23 protein-coding genes are annotated in these 24,474 nt (G+C 63.3%); 14 read left to right on the top strand and 9 right to left on the bottom strand.

Features of this window, described 5'->3' with window-relative positions; translation table 11 throughout:
- Positions 1-65 precede the first annotated feature (65 nt).
- From gltS to ACTYOL_RS05395, 7 genes are all read left to right on the top strand, one after another.
- Positions 66-1,271, top strand: a complete 1,206-nt coding sequence (gene gltS / locus ACTYOL_RS05425; protein WP_200603925.1) for a sodium/glutamate symporter — start codon at positions 66-68, stop codon at positions 1,269-1,271.
- 275 nt (positions 1,272-1,546) lie between these two features.
- The gene (gcvH, locus tag ACTYOL_RS05420; RefSeq protein ID WP_200603924.1) at positions 1,547-1,930 is read left to right on the top strand and encodes a glycine cleavage system protein GcvH; all 384 of its coding nucleotides are present in this window, start codon (positions 1,547-1,549) and stop codon (positions 1,928-1,930) included.
- An 11-nt stretch (positions 1,931-1,941) separates the two neighbouring features.
- A complete protein-coding gene (gcvP, locus tag ACTYOL_RS05415) occupies positions 1,942-4,797 on the top strand; it encodes an aminomethyl-transferring glycine dehydrogenase (protein ID WP_444757638.1) in 2,856 nt (951 codons plus the stop codon).
- A gap of 127 nt (positions 4,798-4,924) precedes the next feature.
- A complete protein-coding gene (locus ACTYOL_RS05410) occupies positions 4,925-6,301 on the top strand; it encodes an L-serine ammonia-lyase (protein WP_054895509.1) in 1,377 nt (458 codons plus the stop codon).
- Positions 6,302-6,327: 26 nt separating this feature from the next.
- Positions 6,328-7,449: a glycine cleavage system aminomethyltransferase GcvT gene (gene gcvT / locus ACTYOL_RS05405; RefSeq protein ID WP_125930665.1), complete on the top strand. Its 1,122-nt coding sequence runs from the start codon at positions 6,328-6,330 to the stop codon at positions 7,447-7,449.
- A gap of 343 nt (positions 7,450-7,792) precedes the next feature.
- Positions 7,793-8,005, top strand: a complete 213-nt coding sequence (locus ACTYOL_RS05400) for a cold-shock protein (protein ID WP_046854299.1) — start codon at positions 7,793-7,795, stop codon at positions 8,003-8,005.
- Positions 8,006-8,097: 92 nt separating this feature from the next.
- Positions 8,098-8,586, top strand: a complete 489-nt coding sequence (locus ACTYOL_RS05395) for an RDD family protein (RefSeq protein WP_153772658.1) — start codon at positions 8,098-8,100, stop codon at positions 8,584-8,586.
- 79 nt (positions 8,587-8,665) lie between these two features.
- Here ACTYOL_RS05395 and lptG read toward each other — a convergent pair whose 3' ends face one another.
- Together lptG and lptF are read right to left on the bottom strand one after the other, a co-directional pair.
- Entirely contained in the window at positions 8,666-9,727 is a 1,062-nt protein-coding gene (gene lptG, locus ACTYOL_RS05390) for an LPS export ABC transporter permease LptG (RefSeq protein ID WP_054895506.1), read from the bottom strand.
- Positions 9,720-10,835 carry an LPS export ABC transporter permease LptF gene (gene lptF, locus ACTYOL_RS05385; RefSeq protein WP_153772659.1) on the bottom strand — a complete coding sequence of 372 codons (1,116 nt, stop codon included), beginning with the start codon at positions 10,833-10,835 and terminating at the stop codon, positions 9,720-9,722. The genes lptG and lptF overlap by 8 nt, the downstream gene beginning before the upstream one ends.
- A 354-nt stretch (positions 10,836-11,189) precedes the next feature.
- Here lptF and ACTYOL_RS05380 point away from each other — a divergent pair, with 354 nt between their 5' ends.
- From ACTYOL_RS05380 to rlmF, 5 genes are all read left to right on the top strand, one after another.
- Positions 11,190-12,683 (top strand): leucyl aminopeptidase, encoded by a 1,494-nt coding sequence (locus ACTYOL_RS05380; RefSeq protein WP_444757637.1) that lies wholly within the window; start codon positions 11,190-11,192, stop codon positions 12,681-12,683.
- A gap of 137 nt (positions 12,684-12,820) precedes the next feature.
- Positions 12,821-13,249, top strand: a complete 429-nt coding sequence (locus ACTYOL_RS05375; RefSeq protein WP_054895503.1) for a DNA polymerase III subunit chi — start codon at positions 12,821-12,823, stop codon at positions 13,247-13,249.
- A 5-nt stretch (positions 13,250-13,254) separates the two neighbouring features.
- Complete coding sequence (locus ACTYOL_RS05370) at positions 13,255-13,623, top strand: DNA polymerase III subunit chi (protein ID WP_197892173.1); 369 nt, start codon at positions 13,255-13,257, stop codon at positions 13,621-13,623.
- 232 nt (positions 13,624-13,855) lie between these two features.
- The gene (locus ACTYOL_RS05365) at positions 13,856-16,702 is read left to right on the top strand and encodes a valine--tRNA ligase (protein WP_151925720.1); all 2,847 of its coding nucleotides are present in this window, start codon (positions 13,856-13,858) and stop codon (positions 16,700-16,702) included.
- Positions 16,703-16,872: 170 nt separating this feature from the next.
- On the top strand, positions 16,873-17,829 hold the full coding sequence (rlmF, locus tag ACTYOL_RS05360; RefSeq protein WP_444757636.1) for a 23S rRNA (adenine(1618)-N(6))-methyltransferase RlmF: 957 nt from the start codon (positions 16,873-16,875) through the stop codon (positions 17,827-17,829).
- 50 nt (positions 17,830-17,879) lie between these two features.
- On the opposite strand, the gene ACTYOL_RS05355 is transcribed toward rlmF, so the two are convergent.
- Both ACTYOL_RS05355 and ACTYOL_RS05350 read right to left on the bottom strand, forming a co-directional pair.
- On the bottom strand, positions 17,880-18,161 hold the full coding sequence (locus ACTYOL_RS05355) for an HU family DNA-binding protein (protein WP_054894359.1): 282 nt from the start codon (positions 18,159-18,161) through the stop codon (positions 17,880-17,882).
- Between the two features lie 23 nt (positions 18,162-18,184).
- Positions 18,185-18,466 (bottom strand): hypothetical protein, encoded by a 282-nt coding sequence (locus tag ACTYOL_RS05350; RefSeq protein ID WP_444757635.1) that lies wholly within the window; start codon positions 18,464-18,466, stop codon positions 18,185-18,187.
- Positions 18,467-18,551: 85 nt separating this feature from the next.
- Between ACTYOL_RS05350 and yejK the strand changes: the two genes are divergently transcribed.
- Positions 18,552-19,559, top strand: coding sequence for a nucleoid-associated protein YejK (gene yejK, locus ACTYOL_RS05345; protein WP_063543191.1), 1,008 nt, complete (start codon positions 18,552-18,554; stop codon positions 19,557-19,559).
- On the opposite strand, the gene ACTYOL_RS05340 is transcribed toward yejK, so the two are convergent.
- A complete protein-coding gene (locus ACTYOL_RS05340) occupies positions 19,540-19,878 on the bottom strand; it encodes a GIY-YIG nuclease family protein (RefSeq protein WP_054894361.1) in 339 nt (112 codons plus the stop codon). The two genes, yejK and ACTYOL_RS05340, sit on opposite strands and share 20 nt — an antisense overlap.
- Before the next feature lie 36 nt (positions 19,879-19,914).
- Here ACTYOL_RS05340 and ACTYOL_RS05335 point away from each other — a divergent pair, with 36 nt between their 5' ends.
- Positions 19,915-20,784: a hypothetical protein gene (locus tag ACTYOL_RS05335; protein WP_444757634.1), complete on the top strand. Its 870-nt coding sequence runs from the start codon at positions 19,915-19,917 to the stop codon at positions 20,782-20,784.
- Between the two features lie 8 nt (positions 20,785-20,792).
- On the opposite strand, the gene ACTYOL_RS05330 is transcribed toward ACTYOL_RS05335, so the two are convergent.
- The 4 genes from ACTYOL_RS05330 to hisC form a co-directional block, all read right to left on the bottom strand.
- Positions 20,793-21,260, bottom strand: a complete 468-nt coding sequence (locus ACTYOL_RS05330; protein ID WP_444757633.1) for a nuclear transport factor 2 family protein — start codon at positions 21,258-21,260, stop codon at positions 20,793-20,795.
- A gap of 102 nt (positions 21,261-21,362) precedes the next feature.
- Complete coding sequence (locus ACTYOL_RS05325; protein ID WP_153772666.1) at positions 21,363-22,643, bottom strand: CynX/NimT family MFS transporter; 1,281 nt, start codon at positions 22,641-22,643, stop codon at positions 21,363-21,365.
- A gap of 13 nt (positions 22,644-22,656) precedes the next feature.
- Entirely contained in the window at positions 22,657-23,304 is a 648-nt protein-coding gene (locus tag ACTYOL_RS05320) for a FadR/GntR family transcriptional regulator (RefSeq protein WP_054894365.1), read from the bottom strand.
- Positions 23,305-23,424: 120 nt separating this feature from the next.
- Positions 23,425-24,474 carry a histidinol-phosphate transaminase gene (gene hisC / locus ACTYOL_RS05315; RefSeq protein WP_197892157.1) on the bottom strand — a complete coding sequence of 350 codons (1,050 nt, stop codon included), beginning with the start codon at positions 24,472-24,474 and terminating at the stop codon, positions 23,425-23,427.

Below are 24,474 nucleotides of genomic sequence, written 5' to 3'. Positions count from 1 at the left end.
CCCTGCGCACGCTCGAAAGAGTGCCCAGGAGCACCTCTTTCAAAGTGACAATGAGTAGGTTTTCAATGCTCGAGCTCGACTTCTACGGCACTCTCGTGGCCGCTTCACTGGTACTTCTACTTGGACGTTGTCTTGTCGCCCGCGTCGGATTTCTACGCACCTACAACATTCCCGAACCGGTAGCTGGCGGCCTGGTGGTCGCGCTGGTGCTACTGGCGTTGCGCGCGGTTGGCGTGCACATCCAGTTCGATACCACCCTGCAAGCGCCATTGATGCTGGCGTTCTTCGCCACAATCGGGCTGAGCGCCGATATCAGCAGCCTGAAACGAGGTGGGCGCAGCGTCGGCTTGTTCCTGCTGGTCGTCACCGGATTCCTGCTGGTGCAGAACGCCATCGGCATCAGCCTCGCCCAGCTACTGGGCCTCGATCCGCTCATGGGGCTACTGGCGGGCTCGATTTCTCTATCCGGTGGTCATGGCACCGGCGCTGCCTGGGGCTCGACCTTCAGCACTCAGTACGGACTGGCTTCGGCCAGCGAACTGGCCCTGGCCTCTGCCACCTTCGGCCTGGTGCTGGGCGGGCTGATCGGTGGCCCTGTAGCACGGTTGCTGGTCAGCCGCGTCCAGCCCCCAGGGCTGGAACCGGAAACGCCGCGCGTGCCGAAAGGCTTCGAACAGCCCAACAAGGAACGCCTGATAACCCCGTTTTCGATGATCGAAAGCCTGGCGCTGATCTCGATCAGCCTATTGACAGGCACTCTGTTGAACAGCCTGTTGCGCGGCACACCGTTCGAACTTCCGACGTTCGTCTGCGTGCTGTTCGTAGGTGTCGTGCTGAGGAACGGGCTGTCCGCCGGGGGCTTGTACCAGGTGTTCGAGCGCGAAGTTCTGGTGTTGGGCAACGTCGCGCTATCGCTGTTCCTGGCCTTGGCGCTGATGTCCCTGAAACTGTGGGACCTGGCCGCCCTGGCGCTGCCCTTCCTCATCCTGCTGGGTGTACAGACGCTGGTCATGGCACTGTTCGCGATCTTCGTCACCTTCAGGGTCATGGGGCGCAATTATGATGCAGCAGTATTGGCAGCCGGGCATTGCGGGTTCGGACTCGGCGCCACGCCCACTGCCATCGCCAACATGCAAGCCGTGACCCAGCGCTACGGCGCTTCGCAGATCGCCTTTCTCGTCGTGCCCATGGTGGGGGCGTTCTTCATTGATATCGTCAACGTCATCGTGATCAAACTGTACCTGGCGCTGCCGTTTTTCACTGGCGCATGACCTTGAACGCTCCGTATCGATATTAATACATCGTATTGATATCGATACGGAGCGTTCTGCGTCCACATCCACAAGGGTTTGATCAGACAATCCTTTTCCCGGCATCCCAGCCTGTATTGATTTCATTCCATTGCCAGGGAAAATCTTTCTGGATAAGCAGTCAAGCCATTGAATTTCAATGCTTTTACTCACATGGCCACATTCTTGCTAAGGAAAACCCAACCTCAAGAGCGCGGACCAACCGCGCCCAACGCCCTGCTTCCCGAGGATTTCCCATGAGCGAGTTGCGTTTCACCGAAGATCACGAATGGCTGCGCGTCGAAGCTGACGGCAGCGTCACCGTAGGTATCACCGCCTATGCCCAGAACGCCCTTGGCGATGTGGTCTTCGTGCAACTGCCGGACCTGCAGCAGTATGAAAAAGGCGCCGAAGCCTCCACCGTCGAATCGGTCAAGGCTGCCAGCGGCGTGTACATGCCGCTGACCGGTGAAGTGGTCGCGGTCAACGAAGGTCTCAACGACAAACCTGAGCAGGTCAACGAAGACCCGCTGGGCGAAGGCTGGTTCTTCCGCTTCGTTCCTGCAGACATGAGCGAGGTGACCGCCCTGCTCGACCAGGATGCCTACGACCGCCTGCTCAAAGCCAACGACGACGCCTGAGGACCATGACCATGACCATCAACCTCGGCACCGCCAACGAATTCATCGCCCGTCACATCGGCCCACGCAGCACCGACGAACAGGCCATGCTGACCACCCTGGGCTTCGACTCTCTCGACGCCATGACCGCCGCCGTCATTCCCGACAGCATCAAGGGCACCAGCGTGCTCGGTGACGCCGACGGCCAGAGCGAGGCCGTTGCCCTCGCCGCCCTCAAGGCGATCGCCGGCAAGAACCAACTGTTCAAGAGCTTCATCGGCCAGGGCTACTACAACACCCACACGCCAGCGCCGATCCTGCGCAACCTTCTGGAAAACCCGGCGTGGTACACCGCCTATACCCCTTACCAGCCGGAAATCTCCCAGGGTCGCCTGGAAGCGCTGCTGAACTTCCAGACCCTGATCAGCGACCTCACCGGCCTGCCGATCGCCAACGCCTCGCTGCTCGACGAAGCCACCGCCGCTGCCGAGGCCATGACCTTCTGCAAACGCCTGTCGAAGAACAAGGGCAGCCATGCCTTCTTCGCCTCCGTGCATTGCCACCCGCAGACCCTCGATGTGCTGCGTACCCGTGCAGAGCCGCTGGGCATCGAGGTCGTGGTCGGTGACGAGCGTGAACTGGGCGATGTCAGCGCCTTCTTCGGCGCCCTGCTGCAATACCCGGCTAGCAACGGTGATGTGTTCGACTACCGCGAGCTGGTACAGCGTCTGCACGGCGCCGGTGCCCTGGTGGCCGTGGCCGCCGACCTGCTGGCCCTGACCCTGCTGACCCCTCCGGGCGAATTCGACGCCGATGTGGCCATCGGCAGTGCCCAGCGCTTCGGCGTACCGCTGGGCTTCGGCGGCCCGCACGCGGCCTACTTCGCCACCCGGGATGCGTTCAAGCGTGACATGCCGGGCCGCCTGGTCGGCGTTTCGATCGACCGCTTCGGCAAGACCGCACTGCGCCTGGCCATGCAAACCCGCGAGCAACACATCCGCCGCGAAAAGGCCACCAGCAACATCTGCACCGCGCAGGTCCTGCTGGCGAACATCGCCAGCATGTACGCCGTCTACCATGGCCCGGCGGGCCTCAAGCGCATCGCTGAACGTACCCACGCCCTCACCGCGATTCTCGCTGTGGGTCTGGCCAAGCTCGGCGCCAAGGTCGTTACCGGTGAATTCTTCGACACCCTGACGCTGGCCACCGGTGCCGCCACCGCCAACCTGCACGAGCAAGCGCGCGCCAAGGGCTTGAACCTGCGCCAGGTCGACACCGCACACCTGGGGCTGTCGCTGGACGAAACCAGCACCCAGGCAGATGTCGAGGCGCTCTGGGCATTGTTCGCCAATGGCCAGGCGCTGCCGGACTTCGCTACCCTCGCCGCCAACCACAGCCCGCGCCTGCCAGCTGCACTGATGCGCCAATCGGCGATCCTCGAGCACCCGGTGTTCAACCGCTACCACAGCGAAACCGAACTGATGCGCTACCTGCGCCGCCTGGCCGACAAGGACTTGGCGCTGGATCGCAGCATGATCCCGCTGGGCTCGTGCACCATGAAGCTCAATGCTGCCAGCGAAATGATTCCGGTCACCTGGGCCGAGTTCGGCAACCTGCACCCCTTCGCCCCGGCCGAGCAGAGCCAGGGCTACCTGCAGATGACCACCGAGCTTGAAGCCATGCTCTGCGCCGCCACCGGCTACGATGCCGTGTCGCTGCAGCCCAACGCCGGTTCCCAGGGCGAATACGCGGGCCTGCTGGCGATCCGCGCCTACCACCGCAGCCGCGGCGAAAGCCACCGCGACATCTGCCTGATCCCGTCGTCGGCACACGGTACCAACCCGGCCACCGCACACATGGCCGGGATGCGCGTGGTGGTCACCGCCTGCGACGCCCGGGGCAACGTCGACATCGACGACCTGCGCGCCAAGGCCCTCGAACACCGCGAGCGCCTGGCCGCGATCATGATCACCTACCCCTCGACCCACGGCGTGTTCGAGGAAGCGATCGGCGAGATCTGCGCGATCATTCACGACAACGGCGGCCAGGTGTACATCGATGGCGCCAACATGAACGCCATGGTCGGCCTGTGCGCTCCGGGCAAGTTCGGTGGCGACGTGTCGCACCTCAACCTGCACAAGACCTTCTGCATCCCCCACGGTGGTGGCGGCCCGGGCGTCGGCCCGATCGGCGTCAAGTCGCACCTGGCGCCGTTCCTGCCCGGCCATGCCGCGCTGGAAAACACTGCCGGTGCGGTCTGCGCTGCACCGTTCGGCAGCGCCAGCATCCTGCCGATCACCTGGATGTACATTCGCATGATGGGTGGCGCAGGCCTCAAGCGTGCGTCGCAGATGGCGATCCTCAACGCCAACTACATCGCCCGTCGCCTGGAAGAGCACTATCCTGTGCTGTACACCGGTGGCAACGGCCTGGTCGCCCACGAATGCATCCTCGACCTGCGTCCGCTCAAGGACACCAGCGGCATCAGCGTCGATGACGTGGCCAAGCGTTTGATCGACTTCGGCTTCCATGCTCCGACCATGTCGTTCCCGGTGGCGGGCACGCTGATGATCGAACCGACCGAAAGCGAGTCCAAGGAAGAACTGGACCGTTTCTGCGATGCGATGATCCAGATCCGCGAAGAGATTCGCGCCGTGGAGAACGGCAGCCTGGACAAGGACGACAACCCGCTCAAGAACGCCCCGCACACCGCGGCGGAACTGGTCGGCGAATGGTCCCACGGCTATAGCCGCGAGCAGGCGGTTTATCCGCTGCCGAGCCTGGTCGAGAGCAAGTACTGGCCACCGGTCGGCCGGGTCGACAACGTGTACGGCGACCGCAACCTGGTCTGCGCCTGCCCGTCGATCGAGAGCTATCAGGACGTCTGATAGCTTCTTGGCCTTGTGGGAGCGGGTTTACCCGCGAATGCAATGTTGGACTCACCGCCGCATTCGCGGGTAAACCCGCTCCCACAGGCTCTCCTCATCAACCCGCCGAACTTGGCAGGAGGTCAGCATGTCACTCAGCGTCTTCGACCTGTTCAAGATCGGCATCGGCCCCTCCAGTTCGCACACGGTCGGCCCGATGCGTGCCGCCGCGCGCTTCGCCGAGGGCTTGCGCCGCGATGGCCTGCTGGCCAGCACGGCCAGCGTCAAGGCCGAGCTCTACGGCTCGCTCGGTGCGACCGGCAAGGGTCACGGCAGCGACAAGGCTGTGCTCCTGGGGCTCGAGGGGGAACACCCCGACACCGTCGACACCGAATCCATCCCCGAACGCCTGCAGGCAATCCGCGCCAGCGGCCACCTGCACCTGCTTGGCGAACACCGGATCGACTTCGTCGAGAAACAGCACCTGGCGATGATCCGCAAGCCACTTGACTACCACCCCAATGGCATGATTTTTCGTGCCTTCGATGCTGCCGGGCTGCAGATTCGCAGCCGCGAGTACTACTCGGTAGGCGGCGGCTTCGTCGTCGACCAGGACGCAGCCGGCCAGGACCGCATCGTCGAAGACAACACCGCCCTGCCCTACCCCTTCACGACGGCCAGGCAACTGCTCGGCCATTGCGTCGAGCAGCACCTGTCGTTCAGCCAGGTGATGCTCGCCAACGAAGCCGCCTGGCGCCCCGAACAGGAAACCCGAGCCGGCCTGCTGCGCATCTGGCAGGTCATGCAGGATTGCGTCGAAGCGGGCTGTCGCCATGAGGGCATCCTGCCGGGCGGCCTCAAGGTCAAGCGCCGCGCCCCTGCCTTGCACCGCCAGCTCAGCCGACACCCGGAAGCCAGCCTGCGCGATGCGCTGTCGGTACTCGATTGGGTCAACCTCTACGCCTTGGCGGTCAACGAGGAAAACGCCTATGGCGGACGCGTCGTCACCGCACCGACCAACGGCGCGGCGGGTATCGTCCCGGCGGTGCTGCACTACTACATGCGTTTCGTTCCCGGCGCCAGCGAAGACGGCGTGGTGCGTTTTCTGCTCACCGCGGCCGCCATCGGCATCCTCTACAAGGAGAACGCCTCGATTTCCGGCGCCGAGGTCGGCTGCCAGGGCGAAGTGGGGGTGGCCTGCTCGATGGCGGCGGGCGCCCTCTGCGAAGTCATGGGCGGCACCCCGCAACAGGTGGAGAACGCCGCCGAGATCGGCATGGAACACAACCTGGGCCTGACCTGCGACCCGATCGGTGGGCTGGTCCAGGTGCCCTGCATCGAGCGCAACGCCATGGGCTCGGTCAAGGCGATCAACGCCGTGCGCATGGCCCTGCGCGGCGACGGGCAGCACTTCGTCTCGCTCGACAAGGTCATCCGCACCATGCGCCAGACCGGCGCCGACATGAAAAGCAAGTACAAGGAGACCGCCCGCGGCGGTCTGGCCGTCAACATCATCGAATGTTGACCCGAACAAAAACCAAGGAGTTACCGATGTCCGATACGTTGCTCAAGACCCCGCTGCACGCCCTTCACCTGGAGCTGGGCGCGCGCATGGTGCCGTTCGCAGGCTTCGACATGCCCGTGCAGTATCCGTTGGGGGTGCTCAAGGAACACCTGCATACCCGCGAGCAGGCCGGTCTGTTCGATGTATCGCACATGGGCCAGATCGTGCTGCGTGGCAGCGACGCGGCCAAGGCTTTGGAAAGCCTGGTGCCAGTAGACATCATCGACCTGCCGGTGGGCATGCAGCGCTACGCCATGTTCACCAATGAGCAAGGAGGCATCCTCGACGACCTGATGGTGGCCAACCTGGGCGACGACACACTGTTCCTGGTGGTCAATGCCGCCTGCAAGGATCAGGACCTGGCTCACCTGCAAAAGCACATCGGCCAGCGCTGCGAGATCCAGCCTTTGTTCGAGGAGCGCGCCCTGCTCGCCTTGCAGGGCCCGGCTGCGGTCAAGGTGCTGGAGCGCCTGGCGCCGGAAGTGGCCGGCATGACCTTCATGCAGTTCCGCCCACTGCAGTTGCTGGGGGAGGACTGCTTCGTCAGCCGCTCGGGCTACACCGGCGAGGACGGCTACGAAATCTCGGTACCGGCCACTGCTGCCGAAGCCTTGGCTCGACGCCTGCTGGCCGAGCCTGAGGTGCAGCCGATCGGCCTGGGTGCCCGCGACTCGCTGCGCCTGGAAGCCGGCCTGTGCCTGTACGGCCACGACATGGACACCGAGACTACGCCGATCGAGGCCAGCCTGTTGTGGGCGATCTCCAAGGTTCGTCGCGCCGACGGAGCACGGGCCGGTGGTTTCCCAGGCGCCACCCGCGTATTTGCCCAACAGCAGCAGGGCGTGAGCCGCAAACGTGTGGGCCTGCTGCCACAGGAGCGCACGCCGGTTCGTGAGGGCGCCGAGATTGTCGATGCGCACGGCACGCCGGTCGGCAAGGTGTGCAGCGGTGGTTTCGGCCCGACCCTCGGCGCACCCGTGGCAATGGGGTATGTCGATAACGAACATGCCGCGCTGGAAACGCCGTTGTTTGCGGTCGTGCGCGGCAAACAAGTTGCCCTGAAAGTCAGCAAAATGCCTTTCGTGGCGCAACGTTACTACCGAGGTTGAAAGCAATCTCACAACAGCGCGCTTATTCGATTACGAACCTGCGCAATAACTTTTGAACATGGCGCCAGGCCAGGCGCCATGCCGTTTCCGACAATTTTGTCGGTAATCGGCAAAAGCCTTGATCCCTGCACCGTGCGGGGCTTGTTTTTGTCGCTGGAGTTGGCGTAGAGTCTTCTCACTGTGTTTGCATGGGTCGCAACAGTTCGTGACCTGGGCCAGTAGCCGCAATTTGCTACAACCCGTTCGACGTCTCTTACTTTCCTGCAACCCAGCCCAGTACTCTTTCGCCTGTGATGCGAAAGAAACTGAAATCACTATCTAAAGATTCATAGGAAATAAGAAAATGGCTGAGCGTCAGAACGGTACCGTCAAGTGGTTCAATGACGAGAAAGGTTACGGCTTCATCACCCCAGAGAGCGGTCCGGATCTGTTCGTTCACTTCCGTGCCATCCAAGGCAACGGCTTCAAGAGCCTGAAAGAAGGCCAGAAAGTCACCTTCGTTGCAGTGCAGGGCCAGAAAGGCATGCAGGCTGACGAAGTACAAGCAGAAGGCTGATTTCTGTGAAAAAGCCCCTGCGTTGACGCGCAGGGGCTTTTTTGTGCCTGCAATTTCATAGAATGAGGACTTTCCACCCGGAGCCCTCCTGCATGTCCAAGCGTTCTCTCACCCCCCAGGGCGATTTCCCGCCCGCAGGCCTGGGGCGCCGTCTGGCGGCAATGTTCTATGACTTCCTCCTGTGCACCGCCCTGCTGATCGTCACGGCAGGTCTCTACAAGTTGGTGCAGATGTCGATCATCGGCGAGGCTCGCATGCGTGAGCTGACCGACGCCGGCGCGCTCGATGGCGATCCGCTGTTGTCCACCGTCCTGTTGTTTGCCCTGTTCGGCTTCTTTGCCAAGTTCTGGACCCACGGCGGCCAGACCCTGGGCATGCAGGTGTGGGGCGTGCGTGTACAGAATGCCGACGGCAGCGCGATCAGTTTGTGGCAGGCGCTGTTGCGCTTCGTGGTGTCTATTGCTTCGTGGTTGTGCCTGGGGCTGGGGTTCATCTGGTCGTTGATCGACAAGCGCAAGCGCAGCTGGCATGACATCTACTCGGAAACCCAGTTGGTGCGGATTCCGAAGCAGAAGAAATGACCCTGGGCTGCGATAAAGCCAACTTCGAGCCACAAAAAAGCCGACCCTGGGGTCGGCTTTCTCATTCACGCCTGGCTCATCACCCTGCCCGACGCAACAACCACACACCGGCCAGTGCGCAGATCCCGGCTGGAATCACCACCGCCAACAGCGGCGGGAAGCCGAACACCTGGCTTGACGGCCCCAGCAGGTCCTGGGCGATGCGGAACACGAAGCCCACCAGCACGCCGGTAAACACGCGCTGCCCCAGGGTCACCGAGCGCAGCGGACCGAAGATGAAGGAAATCGCCATCAGGACCAGTGCAGCGGTCACCGCGGGTTGCAGGATCTTGGTCCAGAACGCCAGCCAGTAACGGGCGTTGTTCAGGCCCTGGTCGGCCAGGTAGTGGATGTATTCCCACAACCCGGTGATCGACAACGACTCGGGAGGCAGCACCACGGTATTGAGCAATTCCGGCGTCACCGACACGTCCCAGATTTCTTCCGGTGCCTGCACCACTTCGGTGTGGTCGCCACGGAAGAACGTGGTGCTGACGTCGTGCAGCACCCAGCGCTGATCCTGGTACAGCGCGCGACGGGCGAAGCTGGAAGCGACGATCTTGCGTTGTTCGTCGAAACGGTAGCGGGTCACACCGAGCAGCAAGCCGTTGGGCTGTACCGAGTTGATGTGCACGAACTCTTCGCCCTGGCGGTGCCACATGCCGCGCTTGGAGCTTTGCGCCTCACCACCGCCCTGCGCCAGCGAGCGCTCGGCCTGGGCCTTGTTCTCGGTGACCGGTGCGACGTATTCGCCAATCAGCAGACCGACCAGCATCAGCACCAGCATCGGCTTCATCACCGCCCAGACGATACGACCGATGGACACGCCCGCAGCACGCATGATGGTCAGCTCGCTGCTGCTGGCCAGGCTGCCCAGGCCGATCAGGCAGCCGATCAGCGCAGCCATCGGCAGCATGTCATACAGCCGACGCGGCGCGGTGAGCAGCACGTAGCTGCCGGCGTCGAGCAGGGTATAGGTATCGCTCAAATCGCCCATCTCGTCGATGAAGGCGAACAGCGAGGCCAGGCCGAGGATGATTCCCAGCACGGCCAGGATGGCCAGCAGTACGCTCTGGCCGATATAGCGGTCGATCTTAACCATGGGCCACCCCCGCACGGCGCGCGGCCATCTTCAGGCGCAGCGGCTCCCAGTACATCAGCGCCAGGCCGATGAGCAGGAACAACGCGTGCACCCACCAGATGCCCAGGGAGATCGGCAACTTGCCCTTCTCGAGGGCGCCGCGAACTGAAATCAGCATCGTCAGGTAGGCCATGTACAGGAGGATCGCCGGCAGCAACTTGAGGAAGCGGCCCTGGCGCGGGTTGACCTTGGCCAGCGGCACGGCCAGCAGGGTCACGATGAATACCAGCAGCGGCAGCGACAGGCGCCATTGCAGTTCGGCGCGCTCACGCAGGCCGTCATGCCCGAACAGGTCGGTGGTCGGGATGGCTTCACGCTCGGTGACTTCCTCGCTGACCTCAGGCTTGGGCAGCAGCACACCGTAGGTGTCGTACTTGATCGCCCGATAGTCGGCCTGGCCGGGGTTGCCGTCGTAACGGTAACCGTTTTCCAGGATCAGGTAGCGGTTGCCATCAGGCTGCACCTCCTGATGGCCTTTTTCCGCCACCAGCACCGACGGTGCGCGGTCCTTGGTCTTGTCCTGGTTGAAGCGCTTCTCGGAAATGAACACCCCGCCCAGATTGACGCGGTCGTCGGACATCTGCTCGGTGTAGGTGACGCGCGTGCCGTCACGCAGGGTCTGGAAACGACCCGGCACGAGCGTATCGAACTCGGTCAGGGCATCCTGCTGGGCGATGATCTTCTGCACCTGGGCCACACCTTGGGGGGCCAGGCTCAAGCTCAGCCAGGCAACCACCAGCGCAACCAGCGCAGCCGGCGCCAGCGTCAGCGTCAGCAGACGCTGCTGACTCATGCCGGTGGCCGAGAGCACGGTCATCTCGCTTTCGAGATACAGGCGCCCGTAGGCCAGCAGGATACCGAGGAACAGGCCCAGCGGCAGGATCAGTTGCAGGAAGCCCGGCAGGCGGAAGCCCATGATCAGGAACAGCACGCCCGGGTCGAGCGCACCCTGGGCCGCCTGGGCCAGGTATTTGATGAAGCGCCCGCTCATGATGATCACCAACAGCACTGCGCTGACGGCGCTCAAGGTCACCAGGACCTCGCGGGACAGATAACGAAAGACGATCAAACCAGACACTCCTGGGTTGTCAGGGGCGGATTGCCAGACAATGACTGAGTAAAGCCAAGACCTATGCCGGTTCGCCTCAAGCGAACCTCCATGTAAAAGTGCGCGCATTATCCTGTGATTGGGCGCGCCTGTCACTTGGCGGCGCATGACAGCGGACGTCATGACCGTAAAAGTGCGACAAAGCCCCGCCATTGAAGCAGGCGCTGCCCTGCAAAAGCATAGACCGGGGTTGTCAGCAAGGCGGCGGCAGGCTCAAACTGGCCGCTTTTCAACTGGCACGCAAGCACGCGGCCAGGCCTGTCGCACTCACCCTGCGGCAGTGGCCAACAACAGAGATCATTCGGGGACCCTGACATGGAACTGGTTGTAAAGACCGTAGCCGCAGCATCCGTGAAAACCGCCACCCTGGTCGTGCCGGTCGGCGAAGGCCGCAAGCTTGGCACCGTGGCCAAGGCCGTTGATCAGGCGACCGATGGCGCCATCAGCGCTATCCTCAAGCGCGGCGACCTGGCCGGCAAGCCGGGCCAGACCCTGCTGCTGCAGAGCCTGCCAGGCCTCAAGGCCGAGCGCGTGCTGCTGGTTGGCAGCGGCAAGGATGAAGCCCTGGGCGATCGCGCCTGGCGCAAGCTGATCGCCAGCGTTGCCGGGGTGCTGCGCAACCTGGCAGGCGGTGACGCCGTGCTGGCCTTGGACGACATCGCCGTGGCCAACCGCGACGGTCATTACGGCAAATATCGCCTGCTGGCCGAAACCCTGCTCGACGGCAGCTACGTGTTCGACCGTTTCAAGAGCCAGAAGGCCGAACCGCGCGCCCTGAAGAAAGTCACCCTGCTCGCCGACAAAGCCGGCCAGGCTGACGTCGAGCGTGCGGTCAAGCATGCCACCGCCCTCACCACCGGCATGAGCCTGACCCGCGACCTGGGCAACCTGCCGCCAAACGTCTGCCACCCGAGCTTCCTCGCCGAGCAGGCCAAGGAACTGGGCAAGGCGCACAAGGGCCTCAAGGTCGAAGTGCTCGACGAGAAGAAGATCAAGGACCTGGGCATGGGCGCGTTCTACGCCGTAGGCCAGGGCAGCGATCAGCCGCCACGCCTGATCGTCATGCAATACCAAGGTGCCAAGAAGACCGACAAGCCGTTCGTGCTGGTCGGCAAGGGCATCACCTTCGATACCGGCGGCATCAGCCTCAAACCCGGTGCCGGCATGGATGAAATGAAGTACGACATGGGCGGCGCCGCCAGCGTGTTCGGCACCCTGCGTGCGGTGCTCGAGCTGCAGTTGCCGATCAACCTGGTGTGCCTGCTGGCCTGCGCCGAGAACATGCCCAGCGGCGGCGCAACCCGCCCGGGCGACATCGTCACCACCATGAGCGGGCAGACCGTCGAGATCCTCAACACCGACGCCGAAGGCCGCCTGGTGCTGTGCGACACGCTGACCTATGCCGAGCGCTTCAAACCGCAGGCGGTGATCGACATCGCCACCCTCACCGGCGCCTGCATCGTCGCCCTGGGCAGCCACACGTCGGGCCTGATGGGCAACAGCGACGATCTGGTCGGCCAGTTGCTCGACGCTGGCAAGCGTGCCGACGACCGCGCCTGGCAACTGCCGCTGTTCGACGAGTACCAGGAACAACTGGACAGCCCGTTCGCCGACATCGCCAACATCGGCGGCCCTAAAGCCGGCACCATCACCGCGGGCTGCTTCCTGTCGCGCTTCACCAAGAACTACAGCTGGGCCCACCTGGACATCGCCGGTACCGCATGGGTCAGCGGTGGCAAGGACAAGGGTGCCACCGGCCGTCCTGTTCCGCTGCTGACCCAGTACCTGCTGGATCGCGCGGGCGTCTGATGGCGTAAGTCCATGGCGGCCCTGTCGCGGGCAATCCCGCTCCCACAGATCAGCACTGCAGCGAACCTGTGGGAGCGGGCTCGCCCCTCGACAGGGCCGTCACGGCCCCTCCACCTCCAAGCTCAACGTACCTGACCATGAGCAAAGTCGATTTCTACATCCTGCCCACCGACTCGCTGTCGGCGCGGCTGGATTTCGCCTGCAAGCTGTGCGAAAAGGCCTGGCGCCTCGGCCACCGGGTCTACCTGCATTGCCAGGACGACGAACAGCGAAACGCCCTGGATGAACGCCTGTGGCACTTCAAGGGCGAGGCTTTCGTGCCCCATGACCTGGCCGAGCAACACGCCGATGCCAGGGTCGCATTGGGCCTGGGCGACACTGCTGGCGAGCACCGCGACCTGCTGATCAACCTGGGCGGTGATGTGCCAGGGTTCGTCGGCCAGTTCGAGCGGGTCGCAGAGATCGTTGTCGAAGAGGCGTCCATTCGCCAGTTGGCCCGCGAGCGATTCCGTTTCTACCGCGAACAGGGCTATGCTCTGCAAGACCACCGCTTACAGCGACTTTGACGACGATGGACAAACCCTCCTCACTGACACAATCCGCCCACCTGCTCGACGATCTCGAGTCGATCCGCCAGTTGCTTGGCGACGCCGACCTGCAGCCGCCGCTACTAACCGAAACGGTCGAGCAGATTCCCCTGCTGCTCGATGAGCCGGCCGACAACGCGACAACCGCCGTCGAACCTGCCCAGGCCAGCGCGCCGGAAGAAGATGCCCAGACTCGCCGCCAGGACACCCTGCTGCACCTGGACACCGAACTGCGCGCTGCGGCGCAATCGATCATGCAGGACGTGATCAACGACTTCGTTCCGCACATCGAGACCGAGGTCAAACGTCGCCTCGAAGCGCGGATGGAGCGGTTGATCAAGCGTTCCGAGTAAGCACGAACATTCACGGTGCGGCCTTCGCGGGTAAATCGCAGCAGCGAACCGCCGCTCCCACAGGCACGGCGCCGCTCGCGGGGCAGTGGAAAACCTGTGGGAGCGGGTTTACCCGCGAAGGCCGCACCTCGTCCGCAAGGCATGCACAACGCTCGCAGCTTGTCGCCTGAAACTCCCGGCTCCGTTATACTCTTCGGCTTTTCCGTATTTATGCCTAAGGGTCCCGCCGCGCATGGATAAGACCTACCAGCCGCACGCCATCGAAACTTCCTGGTACAACACCTGGGAGTCCGAGAACTATTTCGCCCCGCAAGGTGCAGGCGAGTCCTACACCATCATGATCCCACCGCCGAACGTGACCGGCAGCCTGCACATGGGTCATGGGTTCAACAACGCGATCATGGACGCCCTGATCCGCTTCCGCCGCATGCAGGGGCGCGACACCCTGTGGCAGCCGGGCACCGACCACGCCGGCATCGCCACGCAGATGCTGGTGGAGCGCCAGCTCGAGGCGAAAGGCCAGAACCGCCACGACCTGGGCCGCGAAAAGTTCCTGGAGAAGGTCTGGGAGTGGAAGGATCAGTCCGGTGGCAACATCAGCCGCCAGATCCGTCGCCTGGGTTCGTCGGTCGACTGGAGCCGCGAACGCTTCACCATGGATGACGGCCTGTCCGAAGCCGTCAAGGAAGCCTTCGTGCGCCTGCATGAGGACGGCCTGATCTACCGCGGCAAGCGTCTGGTCAACTGGGACACCAAGCTGCACACCGCGATTTCCGACCTCGAAGTGGAAAACCACGACGAGAAAGGCCACCTGTGGAACCTGCGCTACCCGCTGGCCGATGGGGCCACCACGGCCGAAGGCAAGGACCACCTGGTCGTTGCCACCACCCGCCCGGAAACCCTGCTCGGTGACGTCGCCGTTGCCGTCAACCCGACCGACGAACGCTACCAGGCGCTGATCGGCAAGTTCGTCGAACTGCCGCTGGTCGGACGCCGCATCCCGATCATCGCCGACGACTACTGCGATCCCGAGTTCGGTACCGGCTGCGTGAAAATCACCCCGGCCCACGACTTCAACGACTATGAAGTCGGCAAGCGCCACAACCTGCCGCTGCTGAACATCTTCGACAAGAACGCCACCGTGCTCGCCGCGGTCCAGGCCTTCAACCTCGATGGCAGCGTCAACGAAAACCTCGACACCTCGCTGCCTGCGCAGTACGCCGGCCTCGACCGCTTCGTGGCGCGCAAGCAAATGGTTGCCGACCTGGATGCGCAGGGGCTGCTGGTCAGCGTCGATGACCACGCCCTGAAAGTGCCGAAAGGCGACCGCTCGGGTACCGTCATCGAGCCGTGGCTGACCGACCAGTGGTACGTCTCCACCAAGCCGCTGGCCGAGCCAGCCATCGCCGCCGTGGAAGACGGTCGCATCCAGTTCGTGCCGAAACAGTACGAGAACATGTACTTCTCCTGGATGCGCGACATCCAGGACTGGTGCATCAGCCGCCAGCTGTGGTGGGGCCACCGCATCCCGGCGTGGTACGACGAGGCCGGCCAGGTCTATGTCGGCCGCAACGAGGAAGAAGTGCGGACCAAGCACGGCCTGGGCAGCGATGTGGTCCTGCGCCAGGACGACGACGTGCTCGACACCTGGTTCAGCTCGGGCCTGTGGACCTTCTCCACGCTCGGCTGGCCGGAGCAGACCGAGTTCCTGAAGAAATTCCACTCCACCGACGTACTGGTCACGGGCTTCGACATCATCTTCTTCTGGGTCGCCCGGATGATCATGCTGACCATGCACCTGATCAAGAACGAGGATGGCACCCCGCAGGTCCCGTTCAAGACCGTGTACGTGCATGGCCTGGTGCGCGATGGCCAAGGCCAGAAGATGTCCAAGTCCAAGGGCAACGTGCTCGACCCGCTGGACATCGTCGACGGCATCACGCTCGAAGCGCTACTGGAAAAACGTACCAGCGGCCTGATGCAGCCCAAGCTCGCCGAGAAGATCGCCAAGCAGACCAAGGCCGAATTCCCCGAGGGTATCGCCAGCTACGGCACCGATGCCCTGCGCTTCACCTTCTGCTCGCTGGCCTCCACCGGCCGTGACATCAAGTTCGACATGGGCCGCGTCGAAGGCTACCGCAACTTCTGCAACAAGATCTGGAACGCTGCTCGCTACGTGCTGGACAAAGGCGAGGACTGCGGCCAGAACGGCGAGGCCTACGAGCTGTCGCTGGCCGATCGCTGGATCATCTCGCAACTGCAACGCACCGAAGCGGAAGTGACCCGCCAGCTCGAGCAGTTCCGCTTTGACCTGGCCAGCCAGGCGCTGTACGAGTTCGTCTGGAACCAGTACTGCGACTGGTACCTGGAGCTGTCCAAGCCGGTACTGTGGGATGAGAATGCGCCCATCGAGCGCGCCCGCGGTACTCGCCGTACCCTGGTCCGCGTGCTGGAAGTGGTACTGCGCCTGGCGCATCCGTTCATGCCGTTCATCACCGAAGAAATCTGGCAGCGCATCGCGCCGCTGGCGGGCGTCCAGGGCAAAACCATCATGCTGCAGCCTTGGCCGGTGGCCAATGAGAGCCGCATCGATGCCAGCGCCGAAGGCGACATCGAATGGCTCAAGGAGCTGATGGTCGGCCTGCGCAACATCCGCGCCGAGATGAACATCGGCCCGGGCAAGCCGCTGCCGCTGTTCCTGAAGAACGCCAATGCCGACGACCAGCGTCGCCTGCAGGAAAACGAAGCGCTGCTCAAGAAGCTGGCCAAGGTCGAGACCTTCACCGTACTCGGCGAGCAGGACGAAGCGCCGCTGTCGGCCACCGCACTGGTGGGCGATCTGCAGGTACTGGTACCGATGGCCGGCCTGATCGACAAGGACGCCGAGCTTGCACGCCTGAACAAGGAAATCCAGCGCCTGCAGGGTGAGGTCCAGCGTGTCGGCGGCAAGCTGTCCAACGCCGCCTTCGTCGACAAGGCACCGCCTGCGGTGATCGAGAAGGAACGCGCCAAGCTGGCCGAGTCCGAACAGGCCCTGGCCAACTTCACCGAGCAGCATGCGCGGATTGCAGCGCTGTAACCTGACATTGCTGAACTGACCGGCGAGGGCTTCGCCCTCGTTCGCGGCCAAGGCCGCTCCCACAGGAATGGGCTGTCTTCAAAGAGCCCCACTATCCTGTGGGAGCGGCCTTGGCCGCGAATGGGCCGCCGTGCGGCCTTTGGCCAGTGCAAGCGACACCGGACACGAGCATGACCCAGAACAAACCCACCCTGCATCCGCGCAATCGCCACCAGGGCCGCTACGACTTCCCCAGCCTGATCAAGGCCCATCCTGACCTGGCCCGGTTCACCATCACCAACCCCCACGGCAAACCCAGCATCGACTTCGCCAACCCCGAGGCCGTGCGCGTGTTCAACCGTGCCTTGCTAAAGGCCCAGTACGGCATCCAGCACTGGGACATCCCCGCGGACTACCTGTGCCCGCCGATCCCAGGACGCGCCGACTACATCCACGTGCTGGCCGACCTGCTGGCCGAAGACAACGGCGGGCAGGTCCCACGCGGCGCCCAGGTGCGCGCGCTGGACATCGGCGTCGGCGCCAACTGCATCTACCCGCTGCTCGGCCATAGCGACTACCGCTGGCGCTTTCTCGGCTCGGATATCGACGCCACGGCGCTGGCCTCGGCCAAGGCGATCGTCCAGGCCAATGGCCTGAACAAGGCCATCACCCTGCGTCAGCAGGCCAACCGCAGGCACATCCTCAGCGGCCTGCTGCAGGACGACGAGCGCTTCGACCTGACCCTGTGCAACCCACCCTTCCACGGCTCGCGCGAGGAGGCCACCCGTGGCAGCCAGCGCAAATGGAAGAATCTGGGCAAGCAGGATCCCACCCGCAAGCTGCCAGTGCTGAACTTCGGCGGGCAGAACAACGAGCTGTGGTGCGAGGGCGGCGAGATCCGCTTCGTCACCCAACTGGTGAACGAAAGCGTGCAGCACGGCGAGCGGGTGCTGTGGTTCACCAGCCTGGTGTCCAAGGTCAGCAACCTGCCGGGTATCGAAGCGGCGCTCAAGAAAGCGGGCGTGAAAGCCCAGCGCGTCGTCGAGATGGGCCAGGGCCAGAAACAGAGCCGCATGGTGGCCTGGAGCTTCCAGGACGACGCCATGCGCAGCGCCTGGCATGCCGCGCGAGGCAAGGCGCAGGCATGAAAAAACCGCGCCCGGACAAGCCGGGCGCGGTTTCAATGAAGCATCGACAATTACTTGTTGATGGCGTCGTTCAGGACCTTGGCTGGTACGAACTTGACGACTTTCTTGGCAGCGATTTCGATGGCAGCGCCAGTCGAAGGGTTGCGGCCAGTGCGGGCAGGACGCTCGGAGACTTTCAGCTTGCCGATGCCTGGCAGGGTGATTTCAGCGCCGTTTTCCAGTTGGTCAGCGACGATCTGGCCCAGTTGCTCCAGAGCGTTGCGCGCGGTGGTTTTCGGCGCGTCGATGGCTTCGGCGATGTCGGCAATCAGTTGGTCTTTGGTCAATGCCATGGTGGTGTTCCTTCCCTATCAAATCAGAGGTATGCAGCGTGCTTCATCGTTATCGGGCCTGCACGGAAGGTCCGGCGAGCCTCGCCAATCGCGTATGTAGATACGAAAATCAGCGTTTGGTTCGACACGACGCAAGCGAGCTGCCAGCAATGCGCCACCCCAAGGGGCGCAAGACGGCGCAAAGCTAACACAGGAACCAGGAAATATCCGCTGTCGGCCGTGATTTTATTGAGGTTTTTCGGGGGTTTGCCCGAAAAGCGCAGGTTTTTGAACAAAAAACGAACAACTGGCATTTCCGCCAACATCTGGCCACTGCATCACCCCTGCCCTGCGGTAAACTGAGCCACTTTGCAGCGCGGTATCGCACCGCCCATCCTTTCAGAGAATTCCATGCCAATCCGTCATTGCATCGTTCACCTGATCGACAAGAAGCCCGACGGCAGCCCCGCCGTGCTCCATGCGCGAGACACCGAACTGGCGGCGTCGGACGCCATCGAGAACCTCCTGGCCGACCTCAACGACAGCTATAACGCCAAACAGGGCAAGGCCTGGGGCTTCTTCCACGGAGAATCCGGCGCCTACCCGCTCAGTGGCTGGCTCAAGCAGTATCAGGAAGAGGAAAAGGACTTCACCACCTTCAGCCGCATCGCAGTCGAGCACCTGCAGAAGCTGATGGAAGAGTCGAACCTGTCCACAGGCGGTCATGTGCTGTTCGCCCATTATCAGCAAGGCATGACCGAGTATCTGGTCATCGCCCTGCTGCACCACAGCGAAGGCGTGGCGGTGAACGCCGAACTCGACGTCACCCCGTCGCGCCACCTGGACTTGGGGCAACTGCACCTGGCCGCGCGAATCAACCTGTCCGAGTGGAAGAACAATCAGCACTCGAAGCAGTACATTTCCTTCATCAAGGGCAAGAACGGCAAGAAGGTGTCGGACTACTTCCGCGATTTCATCGGCTGTCAGGAAGGTGTCGATGGCCCTGGTGAAACCCGAACCCTGCTCAAGGCGTTCAGCGACTTCGTCGAAAGCGAGGATCTGCCCGAGGAAGCGGCGCGCGAGAAGACCCAGACCCTGGTTGACTATGCCACCAGCCAGACCAAGCAGGGCGAGCCGATCACCCTGGAGGAACTGTCGAGCCTGATCGACGAAGACCGCCCCAAGGCGTTCTTCGACCACATCCGCAACAAGGACTACGGCCTGTCGCCGGAAATTCCTGCGGACAAACGCACCCTGAACCAGTTCCGCCGTTTCACTGGACGTGCCGAGGGTCTGTCGATCAGCTTCGAGGCCCACCTGCTGGGCTCGAAGATCGAGTATGACGAAGAAGCCGGAACCCTGGTGATCAAGGGCCTTCCGACACAACTGATCGATCAGCTCAAGCGCCGCAAGGACTGAGTTCGACCGTCGCCCCACCCTGCGCGAAGGAGGCGACCAGCGCCTCCTTCGCCGATTTGCGCAGCTTTTTCACCAGCCGCTCCTGACGCAGGGCTTCGCCTTTGTCCGGCCACTGCTCGACATAGACCAATGCCTGCGCCGGGCTGGTCTTGAAATAACGCGCGCCCTGCCCTTTCTGATGCTTCTGGAAGCGTCGCTGCGGATCGTCACTGATGCCGCAATACAGCGAGCCATTGGCCGCCCGCACGAGGTACACGTACCAGGGCTTGGCCTCCCGTTCGGGAATATCTTCACTCGCCACAGGGATCCTGAGTGTCATTAGTTTGGAGAGCCCATCCATATCCAGGGCTCTACCATGTTGAAAAAATGTTTCCGGCTGCTAGCCACAGCTGCGCTGCTAACGCCATTCCTGGCCCAGGCGTCCCTCGGCGAGCGAACCGCTGCGCAGATGCAGGAAAACTATGATGCTGCACCGGTTGACTGTGGGGGTTCGGCCATTCCGGCCCACGGTTGTTCGGGCGTACTGATCCGCGCGACCAAACCATCCCCCAAGTATCACACCTGGCATCATAGCCCGAACAACAAGGAAAAAGGCGGCGTCTCGTTCTCCTACCTGCGCACCGACCTGCCGATCACAAGCCTGGCTGCCGACGCCCGCAGCGGCTTTACCCTGTACCCGCGCATGCAGCGCCCGGCAGGGTCGATCACCTATCAGGTGCTGTGCGCCTGGCCAACCGATGGCGATACCTGGACTCGCGAACAACAAGGCTGTGGCAACAACAGCCAAACCACCTCGACCGAGCGCCTGTGCCATGAGCAAGGCATCACGACCGCGCAGGCCTGGATCGACGAGTTCCGCCGCTCCGGGGACTACAAGCGCCAATGCGCATTCGATGTCCGTGACGTCCGCAAGAGCGAGCGGGCCGACGCCTTCTACCAGAGCCTGACGGCACAGCGAATGTTCGCCTCCGAACTACCATTCCCTTGGAATGAAGTCATCGTTCAAGCCTGGGAAGAGGACCAATCCCACAGACTGCCGATCCAGTCGTTCTTCCACATCGAAGGCATGTGGGGGGCGCTCGAGCAAGCACATGCGGACCAGAAGGACTGGTACGAGACCTACGGCGCCTACATCCCGATCATCCGCATCCGCATGCCGCAGCAGGCCCATGACAAGGCCACGTTCAGCTATCACAGTAACGAACAGGCGGTTCCCACGTCCTGAAAAGGCGATCAGCGCGCCTGGAATGCCCGCAGGCCCTTGGTGGCCTGCTGGCGGACCTTGTTTCTTACCAGAGGGCTCCACCCCAGTAACAGGCCGGGCGTACCAAGGGCTTGGCGCGACCAACGCCACAGGTCGAAACTGTCGTCATGCTGACAGATCAAACCGTCACGGAACACGAAACGAGCCTGGATATCATTGACCACGGTACGGCCGGTCTGGCTGAACAGGTAAGTGGCGACCCAATGGGCACTACCACCCTGTGCATCCGCGTGCACGCTGTCGAAGGTCAGGGAGAAGTCCTTGGCGCGGGTGGTCAGCATCCGCCACATGTCACCCACGTCCTGGCCGCGCAAGGTACCGAAGGCCGGATCGCTGAAAACGATGTCATCGCTGTAGCAGGCCACCATGGCCTCGGCGTCCAGGCGCTGGAAGGCCTGATAAAAACGGGTGATCAGGGCGCTGTTGGCGTCACTCATGGGGCAGGTCCGTCCAGTGAATCGAAAGCTGCACGATAATCCGCGCCCCGCCTTCGCGCCATGGTCATTTGCGCCATGAATGCATCCAGCGTCGCACCGGTTTCACACCCGCTCGCTGACGACCTGCACATGCAGCGCCCGCCCGGCCCCCAGACCGAAGACGATCGCCCCCAGCCCCAGCACCGCGAAGATCCAGCCAACCGCTGCCCAGCCATCGGTGAGGTCATGTACCAATCCGACCGCGAACGGGCCCATCGAAGCCAGCGTGTAGCCGACGCCCTGGGCCATGCTCGACAAGTTCGCAGCCACGTGCGAATCCTTCGAACGCAGCACGATCAGGGTCAAGGCCAGGGCGAAAGTACCGCCTTGCCCCAGCCCCAGCAGCACCGCCCAGCCCCACAGCCCCGAGATTGGCGCATACAGGCATCCGAACAAGCCGCCGAGGGTGACCAGCATCACCACCACGATCGCCAGCCGCTGATCCTTGCCGCGGGTCGCCAGCCAGGGCGCACTGAGCGAGCTGATCAGCTGCACCAGCACCGACCCCGAAAGCACCAGACCGGCTTGCGTGGGGCTCAGGCCACGACCGATGAGAATCGACGGCAGCCAGCCGAACACGATGTAGGCCAGCGAGGACTGCAGCCCCATGTACAACGTTACCTGCCAGGCCAACCGATCGCGCCACAGCCCACGCACCCGATAGGCCACCTGGTGCGCGCCATGCCCTTGGCGCGCCTGGGGCGCCCACACCAGCATCGCCAGCAGCGCGGGCAACAGCCAGAAGCCCAGCCCCATGGCCCAACTGTCGCCGAAGTACTGGCTCAAGGGCACGGTGCTGCCCGCGGCCATCGCTGCGCCAAGGCACAGGGCCATGGTGTAGACGCCCGTCAGGGTGCCGGCATGAGCGGGGAAATCACGCTTGACGATGCCCGGTAGCAGCACGCCGATGATGCCGATGCTGGCACCGGCGATCAGGCTGCCGACGAATACCCCGGTCGCACCGAGTGCACTGCGCAGCAGGATCCCCAGCGCCAGGGTCAGGAGGATGCCCAGAATCACCCGCTCGCTGCCAAAACGACGCGCCAGGATCGGCGCCAGTGGCGCGAACAGGCCCAAGCACAGGACAGGCAAGGTCGTCAGTAAACCTGCCGCGGAAGCATTGAGCCCCAGCCCCTCGGACACCTGGCCCAGCACCGGCGCCATGCTCGACAGCGCCGGGCGCAGGTTCAACGCGACCAGCACCAACCCCAGCAACAGCAACCAAGGTCGGCGCAGCATCACCGGCTGCTGCTGGACCTGTTCGTCGTCAGCCTCGGCATCGATCAGCAGCTCATCGAGTTCAGGGTCGTGCTTGGAGTGGTTGGACGTCAGTTGTTCAGGCATGGGGCACTCGGGCTCAAGATTCGATGAGGGCCCGGCTCAGGCGCTTGGCCGCGTCCGGGTCGCGTTGTTCGATGGCGTCGAGGATCTGCACATGCAGGTCGAACACTCGTTGACTGCGGGGAAGCGCACTCATGTTGTGCTGCACCGCTGCAGCGACGACGCTGGAAAAGTAGCGGTACAACTCGCTCAGTGCGGGGTTGTGCGCTGCGTCCACCAGGCGCTGGTGGAACACCAGGTCACAGGCCACATAGGTGTCCAGATCGCCGTGGAAGTGCCCACAGCTGCGCTCCAGGGCCTCGCGCAAGTCGCGCAGATCATCGTCGGTGCGCCGCAGGGCGGCGAGGCCGATGGCCTCGGCTTCGAGGATGCAACGGGTCTCGCGGGCCTGCTCGACCGTGCAGCGCGAGATGGCCTGCACTGCCTGCAAGGGGTCTTGGGCGGTGCGCAGATAGCTGCCGTCGCCCTGGCGCACTTCTACCAGACCACTGAAGGCCAGCACACGCATGGCCTCACGCACGGTATTGCGGCTGATGCCCAGTTCCAGGGCCAGTTCCGGCTCGGTGGGCAGGCGCTGCCCCACAGCCCAGGCGCCCTGGGCAATGCGCTCGCGCAATTGGTCCACGGCTTGCTCCACCAGGGAGCGCTTGATCAACAGGGACATACTAACGTCCAGTCATCGGATGAATTTACAAGTGGCAACAATAGCGCTGAAAAGCATCGCGGGGCAAGTCGGAGCGGCGATGCAGCGATCCGACTTGCCCCGCGACAGGAACGACGCGAACTACCCGTTCAACGCATCGATCAACGCCTGGTTCATCTCCGGCGTGCCTACGGTGATCCTCAGGAACTGCGCGATCCGTGCCTGCTTGAAGTGCCGCACGATCACCCCCTGCTCACGCAGGCGCGCCGCCAGTTCTGCCGCATCCTGTTGCGGGTGCCGGGCGAAGATGAAGTTGGCCGCCGATGGCAGCACCTCGAAGCCCCGCGCCGTCAACTGCTCGACCAACGCATCGCGGCTGTCGATGACCTTGCGGCAGGTCTCGTCGAAGTATGCGCGGTCTTCGAACGCTGCCGCCGCCCCGACGATCGCCATGCGATCGAGCGGATAGGAGTTGAAACTGTTCTTGATCCGCTCCAGTGCCTCGATCAGGTCCGGATGCCCCACGGCCAGCCCCACCCGCAGACCCGCCAGCGAGCGCGACTTGGACAGGGTCTGGGTCACCAGCAAATTGTCGTAGCGGTCCACCAGTGCGATCGCGGTTTCGCCGCCAAAGTCGATGTAGGCTTCGTCCACGACCACCACCGAGTCGCGATTGGCCTGGAGCAAGCGCTCGATGGCCTCGAGCGGCAGCAGGCAGCCAGTCGGAGCGTTAGGGTTGGGGAAGATGATCCCGGCATTGGGCTTGTTGTAGTCCTCGATGCGGATCTGGAACTGCTCGTCCAGCGCCACCTGCTCGAAGTCGATACCGTACAAGCCGCAGTACACCGGATAGAAGCTGTAGCTGATATCCGGGAACAGCAGCGGCGCGCCGTGCTGGAACAGGCCGTGGAAGATGTGCGCCAGCACCTCGTCCGAACCGTTGCCGACGAAGACCTGCTGCGGGGTGACCTTGTAGTAATCAGCCACAGCCTGCTTGAGCCGGTCGCTGTTCGGATCCGGGTACAGGCGCAGGTTGTCGCTCAACTCGCCACGCATGGCCTCCAACGCCTTGGGCGAAGGCCCATAGGGGTTTTCGTTGGTATTGAGCTTGACCAGGCGAGCCAGCTTGGGCTGCTCACCCGGCACGTAAGGCACCAGGTCCTTGACGAAGGGGCTCCAGAATCGACTCAT

The sequence above is a fragment of the Pseudomonas sp. A014 genome (genome assembly GCF_052378495.1).
In the GTDB taxonomy this organism is placed as follows: Bacteria; Pseudomonadota; Gammaproteobacteria; order Pseudomonadales; family Pseudomonadaceae; genus Aquipseudomonas; species Aquipseudomonas machongensis.
Note: the sequence above shows the minus strand (reverse complement) of the source record. Positions and strands in the feature narration are given on the sequence as shown.

Excerpts from the sequence above, each read along its gene's own strand:
- gcvH (WP_200603924.1), top strand. The coding sequence starts at position 1,547 with ATGAGCGAGTTGCGTTTCACCGAAGATCACGAATGGCTGCGCGTCGAA.
- ACTYOL_RS05340 (WP_054894361.1), bottom strand. The coding sequence starts at position 19,878 with ATGACACTCAGGATCCCTGTGGCGAGTGAAGATATTCCCGAACGGGAG.
- ACTYOL_RS05320 (WP_054894365.1), bottom strand. The coding sequence starts at position 23,304 with ATGTCCCTGTTGATCAAGCGCTCCCTGGTGGAGCAAGCCGTGGACCAA.
- ACTYOL_RS05380 (WP_444757637.1), top strand. The coding sequence starts at position 11,190 with ATGGAACTGGTTGTAAAGACCGTAGCCGCAGCATCCGTGAAAACCGCC.
- gltS (WP_200603925.1), top strand. The coding sequence starts at position 66 with ATGCTCGAGCTCGACTTCTACGGCACTCTCGTGGCCGCTTCACTGGTA.
- ACTYOL_RS05370 (WP_197892173.1), top strand. The coding sequence starts at position 13,255 with ATGGACAAACCCTCCTCACTGACACAATCCGCCCACCTGCTCGACGAT.
- rlmF (WP_444757636.1), top strand. The coding sequence starts at position 16,873 with ATGACCCAGAACAAACCCACCCTGCATCCGCGCAATCGCCACCAGGGC.
- lptG (WP_054895506.1), bottom strand. The coding sequence starts at position 9,727 with ATGGTTAAGATCGACCGCTATATCGGCCAGAGCGTACTGCTGGCCATC.
- ACTYOL_RS05325 (WP_153772666.1), bottom strand. The coding sequence starts at position 22,643 with ATGCCTGAACAACTGACGTCCAACCACTCCAAGCACGACCCTGAACTC.
- ACTYOL_RS05400 (WP_046854299.1), top strand. The coding sequence starts at position 7,793 with ATGGCTGAGCGTCAGAACGGTACCGTCAAGTGGTTCAATGACGAGAAA.
- ACTYOL_RS05410 (WP_054895509.1), top strand. The coding sequence starts at position 4,925 with ATGTCACTCAGCGTCTTCGACCTGTTCAAGATCGGCATCGGCCCCTCC.
- hisC (WP_197892157.1), bottom strand. The coding sequence starts at position 24,474 with ATGAGTCGATTCTGGAGCCCCTTCGTCAAGGACCTGGTGCCTTACGTG.
- ACTYOL_RS05350 (WP_444757635.1), bottom strand. The coding sequence starts at position 18,466 with ATGTTGGCGGAAATGCCAGTTGTTCGTTTTTTGTTCAAAAACCTGCGC.
- ACTYOL_RS05365 (WP_151925720.1), top strand. The coding sequence starts at position 13,856 with ATGGATAAGACCTACCAGCCGCACGCCATCGAAACTTCCTGGTACAAC.
- ACTYOL_RS05330 (WP_444757633.1), bottom strand. The coding sequence starts at position 21,260 with ATGAGTGACGCCAACAGCGCCCTGATCACCCGTTTTTATCAGGCCTTC.
- gcvT (WP_125930665.1), top strand. The coding sequence starts at position 6,328 with ATGTCCGATACGTTGCTCAAGACCCCGCTGCACGCCCTTCACCTGGAG.
- yejK (WP_063543191.1), top strand. The coding sequence starts at position 18,552 with ATGCCAATCCGTCATTGCATCGTTCACCTGATCGACAAGAAGCCCGAC.
- ACTYOL_RS05375 (WP_054895503.1), top strand. The coding sequence starts at position 12,821 with ATGAGCAAAGTCGATTTCTACATCCTGCCCACCGACTCGCTGTCGGCG.
- gcvP (WP_444757638.1), top strand. The coding sequence starts at position 1,942 with ATGACCATCAACCTCGGCACCGCCAACGAATTCATCGCCCGTCACATC.
- ACTYOL_RS05395 (WP_153772658.1), top strand. The coding sequence starts at position 8,098 with ATGTCCAAGCGTTCTCTCACCCCCCAGGGCGATTTCCCGCCCGCAGGC.
- ACTYOL_RS05355 (WP_054894359.1), bottom strand. The coding sequence starts at position 18,161 with ATGGCATTGACCAAAGACCAACTGATTGCCGACATCGCCGAAGCCATC.
- ACTYOL_RS05335 (WP_444757634.1), top strand. The coding sequence starts at position 19,915 with ATGTTGAAAAAATGTTTCCGGCTGCTAGCCACAGCTGCGCTGCTAACG.